This window comes from Spongiibacter sp., from assembly GCF_984394615.1.
The window spans coordinates 24,881-37,861 of record NZ_CFHTQA010000003.1 but is presented as its reverse complement, the minus strand read 5'-3'; the positions used below and the strand labels follow the sequence as shown (position 1 = coordinate 37,861).

General features: G+C 59.0%; 13 protein-coding genes. 12 read left to right on the top strand and 1 reads right to left on the bottom strand.

The genetic code is table 11. The annotated features are described in order from the left end of the window. The first annotated feature begins 39 nt into the window (after positions 1 to 39). The 4 genes from AC5DB9_RS02000 to AC5DB9_RS01985 all read left to right on the top strand — a co-directional run bounded on the left by AC5DB9_RS02000 (position 40) and on the right by AC5DB9_RS01985 (position 2,669). Positions 40 to 687, top strand: coding sequence for an SAM-dependent methyltransferase (locus AC5DB9_RS02000; RefSeq protein ID WP_272994465.1), 648 nt, complete (start codon positions 40 to 42; stop codon positions 685 to 687). Next, positions 671 to 1,561 (top strand): D-hexose-6-phosphate mutarotase, encoded by an 891-nt coding sequence (locus AC5DB9_RS01995; RefSeq protein WP_272994464.1) that lies wholly within the window; start codon positions 671 to 673, stop codon positions 1,559 to 1,561. The genes AC5DB9_RS02000 and AC5DB9_RS01995 overlap by 17 nt, the downstream gene beginning before the upstream one ends. 109 nt (positions 1,562 to 1,670) lie before the next feature. Continuing rightward, positions 1,671 to 2,213, top strand: coding sequence for a CC0125/CC1285 family lipoprotein (locus AC5DB9_RS01990; protein ID WP_272994463.1), 543 nt, complete (start codon positions 1,671 to 1,673; stop codon positions 2,211 to 2,213). Positions 2,214 to 2,306: 93 nt separating this feature from the next. After that, positions 2,307 to 2,669 (top strand): CoA-binding protein, encoded by a 363-nt coding sequence (locus AC5DB9_RS01985; protein WP_272994462.1) that lies wholly within the window; start codon positions 2,307 to 2,309, stop codon positions 2,667 to 2,669. Positions 2,670 to 2,753: 84 nt separating this feature from the next. Here the strand turns inward: AC5DB9_RS01985 and AC5DB9_RS01980 are convergent, their stop codons facing one another. Continuing rightward, on the bottom strand, positions 2,754 to 3,416 hold the full coding sequence (locus AC5DB9_RS01980) for a urate hydroxylase PuuD (RefSeq protein WP_272994482.1): 663 nt from the start codon (positions 3,414 to 3,416) through the stop codon (positions 2,754 to 2,756). Between the two features lie 194 nt (positions 3,417 to 3,610). On the opposite strand from AC5DB9_RS01980, the gene AC5DB9_RS01975 reads away from it, so the two are divergent. From AC5DB9_RS01975 to murJ, 8 genes are all read left to right on the top strand, one after another. Continuing rightward, positions 3,611 to 4,387 carry a hypothetical protein gene (locus AC5DB9_RS01975; RefSeq protein WP_272994460.1) on the top strand — a complete coding sequence of 259 codons (777 nt, stop codon included), beginning with the start codon at positions 3,611 to 3,613 and terminating at the stop codon, positions 4,385 to 4,387. A gap of 144 nt (positions 4,388 to 4,531) precedes the next feature. Further along, a complete protein-coding gene (locus AC5DB9_RS01970; protein WP_272994458.1) occupies positions 4,532 to 6,049 on the top strand; it encodes a fumarate hydratase in 1,518 nt (505 codons plus the stop codon). A 53-nt stretch (positions 6,050 to 6,102) separates the two neighbouring features. Next, positions 6,103 to 7,536, top strand: coding sequence for an exodeoxyribonuclease I (sbcB, locus tag AC5DB9_RS01965; RefSeq protein ID WP_272994456.1), 1,434 nt, complete (start codon positions 6,103 to 6,105; stop codon positions 7,534 to 7,536). Further along, on the top strand, positions 7,533 to 7,826 hold the full coding sequence (locus AC5DB9_RS01960) for a GIY-YIG nuclease family protein (protein WP_022959519.1): 294 nt from the start codon (positions 7,533 to 7,535) through the stop codon (positions 7,824 to 7,826). The genes sbcB and AC5DB9_RS01960 overlap by 4 nt, the downstream gene beginning before the upstream one ends. Before the next feature lie 11 nt (positions 7,827 to 7,837). After that, positions 7,838 to 9,664 (top strand): ABC transporter transmembrane domain-containing protein, encoded by a 1,827-nt coding sequence (locus AC5DB9_RS01955; RefSeq protein WP_022959518.1) that lies wholly within the window; start codon positions 7,838 to 7,840, stop codon positions 9,662 to 9,664. A 16-nt stretch (positions 9,665 to 9,680) separates the two neighbouring features. Continuing rightward, the gene (locus tag AC5DB9_RS01950) at positions 9,681 to 10,697 is read left to right on the top strand and encodes an aspartate carbamoyltransferase (protein ID WP_022959517.1); all 1,017 of its coding nucleotides are present in this window, start codon (positions 9,681 to 9,683) and stop codon (positions 10,695 to 10,697) included. Then, the gene (locus AC5DB9_RS01945) at positions 10,697 to 11,305 is read left to right on the top strand and encodes an NUDIX domain-containing protein (protein ID WP_272994452.1); all 609 of its coding nucleotides are present in this window, start codon (positions 10,697 to 10,699) and stop codon (positions 11,303 to 11,305) included. The genes AC5DB9_RS01950 and AC5DB9_RS01945 overlap by 1 nt, the downstream gene beginning before the upstream one ends. Then, positions 11,296 to 12,897, top strand: a complete 1,602-nt coding sequence (gene murJ / locus AC5DB9_RS01940) for a murein biosynthesis integral membrane protein MurJ (protein WP_414711558.1) — start codon at positions 11,296 to 11,298, stop codon at positions 12,895 to 12,897. Before AC5DB9_RS01945 ends, murJ begins: the two co-directional genes overlap by 10 nt. The last annotated feature ends 84 nt before the right edge of the window (positions 12,898 to 12,981 follow it).

Sequence of the window (12,981 nt, the reverse complement as noted above, 5' to 3'; positions counted from 1 at the left end):
GTTGTGCCTTGGGGGCGCTCGTTCGAGGAATATCGGGCGATGTTTTCCCTCAGTGACGAAGATTTAGAGCGGATAATTTTGGGCTGTGGCGATGGCCCTGCCAGTTTTAATGCCGAGTTGACCGCGCTGGGAGGCCGGGTACTGTCGGTTGACCCGATGTACTGCTTCAGCGTCGAGGACATCCAACAGCGTATTCGCCGTGTCTACCCCGGTATGCTCAGTCAGCTCGCCCGGCAGCGCGACGAGTATCTTTGGCGGCATTTCCGCGACCCCAGCCACGTCGGGTCGGTGCGCATGTCAGCGATGAACAGATTTCTGGAGGACTACCCCAAAGGGCTGGCTGACGGTCGCTATATTGAGGCCAGTCTGCCGGAATTACCTTGCCTGGATCGGGAGTACGATCTGGCTTTGTGCTCGCATCTGTTGTTCCTGTATAGCGAACAGATCAGTCTGGCGTCGCATATCGCTGCCCTTAAAGAACTGTGCCGGGTTGCCCGGGAAGTGCGGATTTATCCGCTGGTCGACTTGGAAGGTAGGCCCTCCAGTCATTTGCCAGGGGTGATTCGCGAGCTGGCGGCCTGCGGCTACGAGCTGGGTATGGAAAAGGTCGACTACCAATTCCAGAAGGGCGCCACCGATATGCTGTGGATTCAATCTGTAGGAGAAAACCTTGAACTTGACGTGTGAGTTGCCCGCCGGCGTCAGTCTGAGCGACAGTCGGAACGAGTATGCAAGCGAGTCATCCATACCGTTGATACGTGTTGAAACCCCCTTGTGCCGCGCCGTACTCGCCTTGCAGGGGGCGCAGTTGCTGTCCTTTGTGCCTGAGAGCGGGCGCGACTGGCTGTGGTTGAGCCGACAGGCTGAATTTGCGCCGGGCAAGGCGGTTCGCGGCGGCATTCCACTCTGTTTGCCTTGGTTTGGCGTGAATCGCCGTCGGCCCGAGCTTCCCAAGCACGGCTGGCTGCGCCAGCGTGACTGGCAGTTGCAGGCGGCGAGCTGCGATGCAGAGGGCGTGGTGAGCCTGCAGCTGGCAACCGCATCATTGCCCTCGGAACTGCCGGATTTTCCCTGGGTGTATGAGGTCGAGGTGGAATACCGCCTTGGCCGTCAGATTGAGCTTGAGCTGCGGGTTCGCAATTGCAGTGACACCGTTATGCCACTGAGTTTTGCCGCGCATAGTTATTTTTCGGCAATCATAGAGCAAACACAGGTCTTCGGCTTGGGAAGTGGTCGTTTTCTCGACAATACCGATAGCCTGCTTGCCAAGCAGCAGGTCGAACCGCAGACATTTTTTGGCGAGGTGGATCGTGTTTTTGAGGGCGCTGGCGGCCGTCAGCGGCTGTTAACCGGATCGCAGACCCTGGATGTCAGCGGTGAGGGCTGCGATACCCTGGTCATCTGGAACCCCGGAGAGCGTCTGGCCGCTGACATGAAGGATGTCGGTGGGGGCTATCGAGACTACGTCTGTGTGGAGCGCGGTATGGCTTTTGCCGATGAGCTTGCATTAGCGCCGGGCGACGACTGCGTTGCGAGAATGGTGATCTCGACAGCTACGTAGTTATACCTATTCAGTTTCAGTTAATAAGATTCACGTAAGCTTTCTCTCGTCAGTAAAGAGTAAACAGGCCAGCGAAACGACTGGCCAGCATTCGAGATGAGGAGAGACCATGCGTATTCAGACGATGTTGATTGCAGTGTTGGCGCTGTTCATGGCCGCCTGCAGCAGTACAACCACCTATCAGCCCGCGGAGAAGCGGGGCGGTTACGGCTACACCGAAACTGAATTGGGCAAGGATCGCTACCGAGTCACGTTTACCGGTAATACGGTTACCGACAAAGAGACGGTGAATGACTATGCGCTGCTGCGCGCAGCGGAATTAACCCTTCAGCAGGGTTACGACTGGTTCCAGCTGGTCAACCGTGATACCGAAAGTAAGAGCCGCACCAGCAGCAGTATTTCCGGTGTGAACGACTTTGGCGGTGGTACGGCCGTTTATCAGCGTTGCGGGCTGTTGAGCTGCGACACGGTGGTGGCGCAAACGCCCGGACGCCTCAGTGGTGGCTACGCCACGTCCACCACGCGTACGTCCTATCAGGCATCGCTGGAAATCAAAATGGGCAAAGACCCCATGCCTGATGCGGCAGAGGCTTACAATGCGCAGGAGCTGGCTTCTACACTGCGCCGATGGATGGGCAGCAACCAGCAGTAATCTGAGCACTGCACGAACGAAAACCGGGCCTTGCCCGGTTTTTTATTGCCTGCCATATTTGCCTCAATATCGGATCTATTCAGGAATATAACTATGGTAGTTGCGGTACTGGGAGCCAGCCCGAAAGCCGAGCGCTTTTCTCACAGGGCCGCGGTGATGCTGCAGGACTTCGGTCATCGGGTTGTGCCGGTAAACCCTTATCACCCCAGCGTGGCGGGGCTGAATTGTGTACCGTCGCTGTCGGCGCTGGATGAGGGGAGTGTCGATACGGTAACGGTGTATATGCGCGAAGCGCTGCTGGCACCTCATGCTTCCGAGTTGTTGGCGCTGATGCCACGTCGAATCATTTTTAACCCTGGCAGCGAAGCGCCAGCATTGGCGAAGACACTGCGTGAGGCGGGTATTGAGTGTGTTGATGCCTGCACCCTGGTGATGCTGCGAAGTGGGGCGTTCTAGCGCGGGCGAAGGGAGATTTTGCGGGGATTTGGGAACTAAAAAGGGAGCCAGAGGCTCCCTTAAAATTATCAACGTCGTGTTGGCTCAGACAAACTGCAGCAGACCGATCATGCCCAGCGCCAGTGCGAGACTCAAATGCACTACGCCAACCACAGTGGTCATCGGGCCGGGTTTGCCGAACATGGCGTTAAGTTGCAGTAGAGCAATAATACCCAAGCAAATCCACAGGCCGAGGCTGATGCCTCCCTCGGCAGTTTTGCCAACGGCGGCCAGTGCCGCGTTGCCAGTGCCGTGGAAAGAACCCAGCATGCCGATCAGCATGGGGGCAGAGAACAGCGTGTTGGTACGTGAGGCCACGGCGGCGCGAGGCGCGGCCTTGGCGGCGTCACCGGGCTTGATGCCGCAAATAACTTTCTGGTTTGGCCAGATGATCAGCCATACGTTGAGGAACATCAGGGTGCCGAGCAGTGCGCCGACAATAATGTAGCCATTCAGGCCGCCCGTGCGGCTCATGGTGAAGTGTAGAAGGGCCAGACCGGTCAGGAAGGTAAACATGGCGCCCCAGCGGAACCACGCCAGCGCGCGGGGAACCAATTTTTGTACCGCATCGGCTTTGGCGGCGGGCTCGGCTTCTTTGAAGTACTCGGTCTGTACAAAGTTGAAGTAGTACAGCAGGCCGATCCAGGTAATGCCAAACAATACGTGCAACCAGCGCAGTGCGAGGTCGACAGAAATATACGCGTCCATAAGCCCCTCTCGAAGAGTTGTTGTCATAGTTGTAGCCCGCAGACAGCGCGTCCGGGGGCGGCAGCAGTATAGCAAAATGCCCGTCGGCCGAGCGACTTTGTACAGTGGCACTGGAGGCTGGACGGGCGGCAGTTCATAATGCGGAGCATTGATGCCTGGGTGGCGATGTTTAAACAGCGATGGAAAGGTGAATAGTGAGTACAGAACGACAGGAACCGCGTATTTCGATTGCCCTCGATGAAGAGGACATTGCCCAGCGCGCGCCCGCTGGCAAGGGAGGTAACGGCGGGGCTGATTTACCTCCGCCGCCTCCGCCTGCCTCCGGTGGTAGTGGCTTTATTCTGTTTATGCTGGCCTTGTTGATTGTTGCCTTGGCCGCGGCGGCGTACTACCTGTTTGATCGTTTGCTGCTGACTCAGGGCGAGTTGAAGCAGGCGCAGTCGCGGCTGGATGCACTCGAACAGCGATTATCCTCAGCGGATGAGAGTCTTGAGCAGAACAGCGTGACAACGGCGGTAAAACTCAAAGAGCTGGATTCCGAGGTGCGCAAACTCTGGGATAACGTCTGGAAGCGACAGAAGGCGGAACTGGCCGAGCACGATGCCCAGATTGCCAAAAACGAAAAACGTCTGGCGAGTATCGAAAGCCGCAATACCACGCTGAGCGCGGAGCTTAAAAAGGCGCTGGATGGCTACAAGGCCGACCGCGAGTCGCTCAAATCGATGTCGGGCAAGCTGGATAGAGTCATCGCTCAAAGTGAGGTGAACAAAAAAACCTTACTGGACGTGAACAAGCAGCTTGCCGCCGGGGGCAGTCTCGATGCGCGCGTCAAGGACCTGGAGAAGCGCATGGAGCAGAGCGAGCAGTGGCTGGATTCTGTGAATGCGTTCCGCCGTCAGGTCAATCGTGAAATCGATGCCCTGCGCCAGACCATTACCCAATACCACGCAGGCAGTCCCGAGGCCCGCTGACGCCGCCGCGCTGGCTGGTGTATAATCCTGCGCCACATTATCGGCACTGGGCGAGGGCCCGGTGCCGAGCCTGACTGGCCTGAGGGTCGGTCTGCGCCACGGCGCTCAACCCCAATGCAAACCTTGGCCTGAGGAACCTGCCACATGACTGTTATCCGTCAAGACGACCTGATTCAGAGTGTTGCCGACGCCCTGCAATACATTTCCTACTACCACCCGGTCGATTTCATCAAGGCAGTGGACGAGGCTTACCAGCGTGAGCAAAACCCGGCGGCCAAAGACGCCATGGCGCAGATTCTCATCAACTCGCGTATGTGTGCCGAGGGGCACCGCCCGATCTGTCAGGACACCGGTATCGTAACCGTCTTCCTGACCGTGGGCATGAACGTGCAGTGGGAAGGTGATATGGGCGTTTCCGATATGGTGAACGAAGGTGTTCGCCGTGCTTACAACCTGCCCGACAATGTGCTGCGTGCTTCCATTCTGGCCGATCCCGACGGCGCTCGCAGCAACACCAAAGACAACACGCCTGCCGTCATTCACTACGAAATCGTGCCCGGTGACACCGTTGAAGTGCACGTGGCAGCGAAAGGCGGCGGTTCCGAGGCCAAGTCGAAATTCGCCATGCTTAACCCCTCTGATTCCGTAGTGGACTGGGTGCTGAAAATGGTGCCGACCATGGGTGCGGGCTGGTGTCCGCCGGGCATGCTGGGCATTGGTATTGGCGGCACGGCCGAAAAGGCGATGCTGCTGGCCAAAGAGGCTCTGCTCGACCCCATCGATATTCACGACCTGCAAAAACGTGGCGCATCTAACCGTTCAGAAGAGCTGCGCCTGGAGCTGCACAAAAAAGTGAACCAGTTGGGCATCGGTGCTCAGGGATTGGGCGGCCTGACGACGGTGCTGGATGTTAAAGTCAAAGACTACCCGACCCACGCAGCGAACAAGGCGATTGCACTGATCCCGAACTGCGCAGCCACCCGTCATGCTCATTTCACCCTGGATGGCAGCGGTCCGGTTGCGCTGGCGCCGCCGAAGCTGGAAGAGTGGCCGGAAGTCACCCGTGAAACCGGCGGCAATGTGAAGCGTGTGAATCTGGACACTGTTACGGCTGACGAGATTAAGACCTGGAAGCCCGGCGATACGCTGCTGCTGAATGGCAAAATGCTTACCGGCCGCGACGCCGCGCACAAGAAAATGGTCGATATGCTGGCCAAGGGCGAGAAGTTGCCGGTCGATCTGAAAGGCCGCTTCATTTACTACGTGGGCCCGGTTGATCCGGTGCGCGATGAGGTGGTTGGCCCCGCTGGTCCGACCACGGCCACCCGTATGGATAAATTCACCCGCACCATGCTGGCCGAAACCGGCCTGATGGGCATGATCGGCAAGTCCGAGCGCGGCGATGGCGCCATCGATGCCATTAAAGAGTTCGAAGCTGTCTATCTGATGGCGACCGGCGGCGCTGCATACCTGGTGGCGCAGGCGATCAAAAAAGCTGAAGTGGTTGCCTTCCCGGAACTGGGCATGGAGGCGATCTACGAGTTCACCGTGGAGGACATGCCGGTCACCGTGGCAGTGGATACCGAGGGTGAGTCGGTACATAAACTCGGGCCGCAGATCTGGAAAGCCAAAATCGAGGCTGAAAAGATTAACGTGGCGTAAAACAGAACGGGGGCTAGGCCCCCGTTTTTGCAGGGTGGTGTTGGACAAACGGCATGAGCGAAACCTTTTACTGGCATGACTACGAAACCTGGGGCACGGCGCCTGCGCTGGACCGTCCCTCACAGTTTGCCGGTGTGCGAACCGATGCCGATCTGAACATTATCGGCGAGCCGCTGGTTCAGTTCTGTCGCCCCACGCCTGACTACCTGCCCAATCCCGAGGCCTGTCTGGTCACCGGCATCACGCCTCAACAGGCCTTGGAAGAAGGGCTGAGTGAAGCCGAGTTTGTTGCCAATATCCATGCGGAACTGGCCCAGCCCGGCACCTGCACGGTCGGTTACAACAGTATTCGCTTCGATGACGAGGTGACTCGTTACGCGCTTTACCGCAATTTCTACGACCCCTACGCCCGGGAGTGGCAGAACGGCAATTCGCGTTGGGATCTGATCGACGTGGTGCGTCTGTGTTATGCACTGCGCCCTGAGGGAATTGAATGGCCCCGTCGCGAGGATGGCAGCCCGAGCTTCAGGCTGGAGGAGCTGACAGCGGTCAATGGCCTGAGCCACGAATCGGCTCACGATGCGCTGTCGGATGTGCTGGCAACGATTGATCTGGCGAGGCTGATAAAAACCGCGCAGCCCAAGCTCTATGACTACGCGCTAAGCTTGCGCAACAAGCGCACGGTGTCGGCGATGCTGGATACCGACACGCAGGTGCCAGTGGTGCATGTGTCAGGTCGAATTTCTGCGGCGCGGGGCTGCACTGCCTTGATGATGCCGCTGGCGCCGCACCCGGTGAATCGTAACAGTGTGATTGTTTACGATCTGTCAGTTGACCCGCAGCCCCTGATTGAACTCGGCGTTGAAGAAGTTGCTCGGCGGCTGTTCAGCAGCAGTGCCGAACTGGGGGAGGGCGTCGAGCGCATTCCTCTGAAAGAAATTCATCTGAACCGTGCGCCGATCGTGGCGACCCCCAAATTGCTGGACGACGCCAGTGCCGAGCGGCTGCAGATTGATCTGGACGTCTGTCGTCGTCACTGGCAGCAATTGCATCATGCTCAGGGCCTGCAAGAAAAGCTTCAGCAGCTTTATCAGCAGCGGGAGTTTGAGGAAAACCCCGATGTGGATACTCAGCTCTATGGCGGCTTTTTCGGTGATAGTGACAAGCGCGCCATGGATCGTATTCGCAGTTTGTCGCCAGAAGCACTGGCCAGCGAGTCCTTTCAGTTCAGTGATGCCCGTCTTGGCGAGCTGCTGTGGCGCTATCGCGGCCGAAATTTCCCTCAGAGCCTGTCCGCTCAGGAGCGTCAGCGCTGGTTTGCTTTCTGTAAGCAGCGCCTTCGTCAGCCGGGAAACGGTCTGCTGGGTTTCGACGCCTTTCGTCAGCGCCTGAGCGAGCTGGCTGAGGGAGAACTGGACGACTTCCAGCAGCACATTTTGCAGGAACTGAACGACTACGCTGACGCGCTGGAGCAGGAAGGGCTTTGAGCGATTGGTGGGTGTATATGGTGCGCTGCCGCAGCGGGCGGCTGTACACCGGGATTACCACCGACACCGAGCGACGTTTTCGGGAGCATTGCGGCGAAGGTGGACGCGGTGCCCGGTTTTTTCGCAGCGACCCGCCAGAGGCGATGGTGTATACCGAAGCGGCGGTGGATCGCTCGGCGGCCTCAAAGCGCGAGGCCGCGATCAAAAAACTCAGTCGCCAGCAAAAGTTGCGGCTGATTGACGGGGCGCTTTTACCGGATGCAGATCCGCGCAATAATGCGCGCCCATAACAGGAGGGTCCATGGCTGATCAAGGTGGCGACGAGCGCGGCAAGGCAAACATCGGCGTGTTGCGCGCCATGCTGGGCTTTCTTCGTCCCTATCGTGCTCAGGTCTTAGGCGCCAGTGTGGCGCTGGTGTGCACGGCGGCCATCACTCTGTCTATCGGCCAGGGCCTGCGGATGCTGGTGGACAGCGGCTTTGCCAGCGGCGCAACGGAAGACGCGCTGAATCAGGCGCTGCTGCTGTTTATGGGCATGGTGGTCCTTCTTGCCTTTGGCACTTTTATTCGCTTTTATCTGGTGTCGTGGATCGGCGAGCGGGTGAGTGCCGATCTTCGCAAAGCGGTGTTTGCCCACGTTGTGACCCTGCACCCCGGCTTTTTTGAAAACCAGCTCAGCGGCGATATTCAGTCGCGCATCACCACCGACACCAGTTTGCTGCAAACGGTGATTGGCTCGTCGGTGTCGATTGCCCTGCGCAATGCGCTGATGTTTTTCGGTGGCCTGATCTGGCTGTTTATCACCAACCCCAAGTTGACCGGCGTAGTGCTGTTGAGCGTGCCGCTGGTTATCGGTCCCATTCTGATCTTCGGCCGCCGAGTGCGCAGCCTGTCCCGTAGCAGTCAGGACAAGATCGCCAGTGTTGGCAGCTTTGTGGGCGAGGCGGTAAAGAACATCAAACTGGTGCAGGCCTTTAATCACCAGCAGGCGGATAGAGCGACGTTTGATCGTCATGCCGAGACGGCCTTTGATGTGGCCATTGTGCGCATTCGTCAGCGCGCCTGGCTGACCACCATTGTGATTGTGCTGGTACTGGGCGCGGTGACAGGCATGTTGTGGGTCGGTGGTCATGACGTATTGGCCGGTCGGATCAGTGCCGGTGAGCTGACTGCGTTTATTTTCTATGCCGTGATGGTGGCCGCGTCCGTCGGCGCAATCTCGGAAGTCTATGGCGACTTGCAGCGGGCCGCAGGCGCGGCAGAGCGGCTGTTGGAACTGCTGGCCGCTGAGAACCGAATTTTGCCGCCCGCACAGCCGGTGTCGCTGGCGCAACCCGTTCGTGGCGAGATTGCCTTTGACGCCGTGGATTTTGCCTATGCCTCCCGGCCTGAGGTACTGGCCATCAAGCAGTTCACCCTGAACGTCCCCGCTGGCAGCAGCCTGGCGCTGGTGGGCAGTTCCGGTGCCGGTAAGTCGACGATGATTGATTTGCTGTTGCGATTTTACGATGTCAGCGGTGGAGCTATTCGTTTTGACGGCGTCGATATTCGCGACCTTGATCCTGCCGAATTGAGGCAGTACATCGCCATGGTGCCGCAGCAACCGGTGCTGTTTACTGGCACGGTCGCGGACAATATTCGCTATGGTCGTGCGGACGCCAGCGACGAAGATATTGAAGCGGCGGCAAAGGCGGCCTATGCCCACGAGTTTATCGAGCGTCTGCCAGAGGGCTACCAGAGTTTTGTGGGCGAGGGCGGGGTGCGCTTGTCAGGCGGCCAGCGCCAGCGCATTGCGATTGCCCGTGCACTGCTGGCTGATCCGCGCCTGCTGCTGCTCGACGAGGCGACCAGTGCGCTGGATGCCGAGAGTGAATATCAGGTACAGAAGGCGCTGGAACGCCTGATGCAAGGTCGCACCAGCATTGTGATTGCCCACCGCCTGGCCACCGTCATCAATGTCGATCGTATTGCCGTGCTGGATCACGGTGAGCTGGTGGCCTGTGGCCGCCACAGTGAATTGCTGAGCCAGTCGCCGCTGTATGCGCGCTGGGCCAGTTTGCAGTTTGATGAAGCGAACCATCAGGCGTCGGCAGCGGACGAACGTCCCTTGTCTGGCGCTGCACAGTAAATATGGGAGAACAGTCTTGAAATTTGCCGGTAGTCATATTCTCTCCATCGGTCAGTTCGAGCGCGAAGATATCGAGCGCGTCTTTACCGTGGCCGACCGCATGGTGCCCTACGCGCACCGGGAACGGGTAACCAAGGTGCTGGATGGTGCCATTCTCGGCAATATGTTTTTCGAGCCTTCTACCCGAACGCGGGTCAGCTTTGGCTGCGCCTTTAATCTGCTGGGTGGCGAGGTGCGCGAGACCACCGGCTTCGAAAGCTCGGCGATTGCCAAGGGCGAATCCCTTTATGACACGGCACGGGTGCTCAGTGGTTATAGCGATGTGATTGTGATGCGCCATCCGGCATCGGGGTCGGTCAGCGAGTTTGCTCAGGCCAGCCGCGTGCCGGTGATCAATGGTGGCGACGGTGCGAACGAACACCCCAGTCAGGCCTTGCTCGACCTGTACACCATCCGCAAGGAGCTTCGTCATCAGGGCCGCAATGATATCGATGGCTTGCGCATCGCGATGATTGGTGACCTGAAATATGGCCGTACTGTGCACTCGCTGTGCAAGCTGCTGGGGCTGTATCGCAATATCCATCTGGTGTTGATCTCACCCGACGAATTGCGCATGCCGGGGGAAATTGTCGAGGCGCTGCGCATGGACGGACACACCGTGGTGGAGTCCGACGTGATGGAGGCGAGCCTGTCCAATGTGGATATCGCCTATTCCACTCGCATTCAAGAAGAGCGTTTTGCCAGCAAGGCCGACGCGGATCTATATCGTGGTCGCTATCGCCTGAATCAGTCCATTTACACCCGCTACTGCGAACCCAATACCGTCATCATGCATCCGTTGCCCAGGGATTCCCGGCAGGAAGCCAATGAGCTGGATAACGACCTGAACGACAACCCCAATCTGGCGATTTTTCGTCAGGCCGACAACGGCGTACTGGTACGTATGGCGCTGTTCGCGATGATTCTCGATGTTGTTGACCAGGTCGACAAATCGGCTCGCGACGTTAACTGGTATACCGAAAGGCGGTTCTGATGACGGACTTCGATCGCGACGATGTCGAGGTTATCGACAGCCGCAGCGCCTGGCGGGGCTTCTTCGAGATCCGCGCGCTCACGTTGCGCCATCGCCTGTTTGCCGGTGGCTGGGGCAAGCCGATTTCTCGCGAACTGTTTGTGCGCGGCCCGGCCGTGGGACTGTTGCCCTACGATGCCCGGCGCGATGAAGTGCTGCTGGTAGAGCAGTTTCGTGTGGGCGCGCTCGACAGCGGTCAGTCGCCCTGGCTCACTGAACTGGTGGCGGGGATTATCGACACCGATGAAAGCCCGGAAGACGTCGCTCGCCGTGAAGCCCGAGAGGAAGCGGACATCGCGGTGGCTGAGCTGGAGGCCGTGGCCGAGTATTTCTCTTCGCCCGGTGGCAGCGACGAGTACTTTTACCTCTACTGCGGACAGTGTTCTCTCGATGGTGCTGGTGGTCTTCACGGTCTTGCCACTGAGGGGGAAGATATCCGCGCCAGTGTATACGCGGCCGAAACGGCTTTTGCCATGCTGGATCGCGGTGAAATCAACAATGCCCATTCGGTGATTGCCCTGCAGTGGCTGCGCCTGCATCGGGCGCGTTTGCAGGCGCAATGGTCGTGAGCGAAACGGAAGAAGCGGCACCTTCTAAATCCTCATCCGGTGGCGGACTGCTGCGCTCCAGCCTGGTGGTCGGTGCCATGACCATGTTGTCGCGGGTACTGGGGCTGATTCGCGACGTGGTGATTGCGGTAGTGCTGGGTGCCACGGCCAATGCCGACGCCTTCTTTGTTGCCTTTAAAATCCCCAATTTTCTGCGCCGCCTGTTTGCTGAGGGGGCGTTTTCTCAGGCCTTTGTGCCAGTGCTCTCCGAGTACCGGGAAACCCGTGATGCCGCGGCGGTTAAACAACTGCTCGACCGGGTGGCCGGTGCCTTGGGCGGCACATTGCTGTGCATCACGCTGCTGGCGGTCATTGCAGCGCCACTGGTGGCAACGGTATTTGCGCCTGGATTTCGTGGCGACCCGCTGAAGTTTGCGCTCACCACGGAAATGATCCGTATCACCTTTCCCTATCTGATGCTGATCTCCCTCACTGGTTTTGCCGGGGCGGTGCTGAACAGCTATGGCCGCTTTGCTGTGCCCGCGTTTACGCCGGTGCTGCTGAATGTCTGCCTGATCACGGCGGCCGTGGTGGCCGCGCCGTATTTCGATGAGCCCGCAATGGCCTTGGCCTGGGGCGTACTAACGGCGGGTTGTGTGCAGCTGGTCTTTCAGCTGCCGTTTCTCCAGCGCCTGCATTTGTTGCCGACGCCGCGTTGGCAGTGGGGCGATGAGGGCGTGCGCCGGATCGTGCAACTGATGATCCCGGCGATGTTCGGGGTCTCGGTCAGCCAGATCAATTTGCTGCTCGATACCGTACTGGCGTCCTTCCTGCCTACCGGGAGTATCTCCTGGCTCTATTATTCCGACCGGCTGGTAGAGCTGCCCCTGGGGGTGTTTGCTATTGCCATTGCCACGGTGATTCTGCCCAGTTTGTCGCGCCAGCGGGCGGGGGGTGACCAGCAGGCCTTTTCTCAGACGCTGGACTGGGCGATTCGCGGCGTGTTACTGATGGCCCTGCCCGCCGCCGTGGCGTTGCTGATTCTCGCCGAACCGATTCTGATTACGCTCTTCCAGTACGGTGAGCTGCAAAGTCGCGACGTTACCATGGCGGCCCTGAGTCTGCGCGCATACACACTGGGTCTGTTGGCCTTTATGCTGATCAAGGTATTGGCGCCGGGCTTCTTTGCCTGCCAGGACACTCGCACGCCGGTGCGCATCGGCATCTATGCGATGGTGGCGAATATGGTCTTTAACATCGCGCTGGTGCTGCCACTGCATTTTTACTGGCAGATCGGTCACGTGGGGCTGGCACTGGCCACCGCGGCGTCAGCCTGGCTCAATGCGGCGCTGTTGCTGCGTGGGCTGCTGAAGCGCGATGTGTACCATCCCGCAGCGGGCTGGTTGCGCTATAGCGTGCAAGTGTTGCTGCCGGTGGCGGCGATGGCGGCGGTGCTGATCGCCGCGCGTCTGGGTATTCACGACTGGGCCCTGTGGTTTTCCTGGCAGCGTGCTGCCGTGCTGTTGGCGGTTTGCGCGACGGGGGGCGGTGTGTACCTGCTCGGTTTGTGGATGATGGGGATGCGCATCGGCGATTTTCGCGGCGCGCGTTGAGGCGTTTAGTCGCGACGGTGACTGCGCTATAATCAGGCGCTTTGTCACCGCTCCGGCTTCGGCACGTTTCTCTGTGTTCAATAA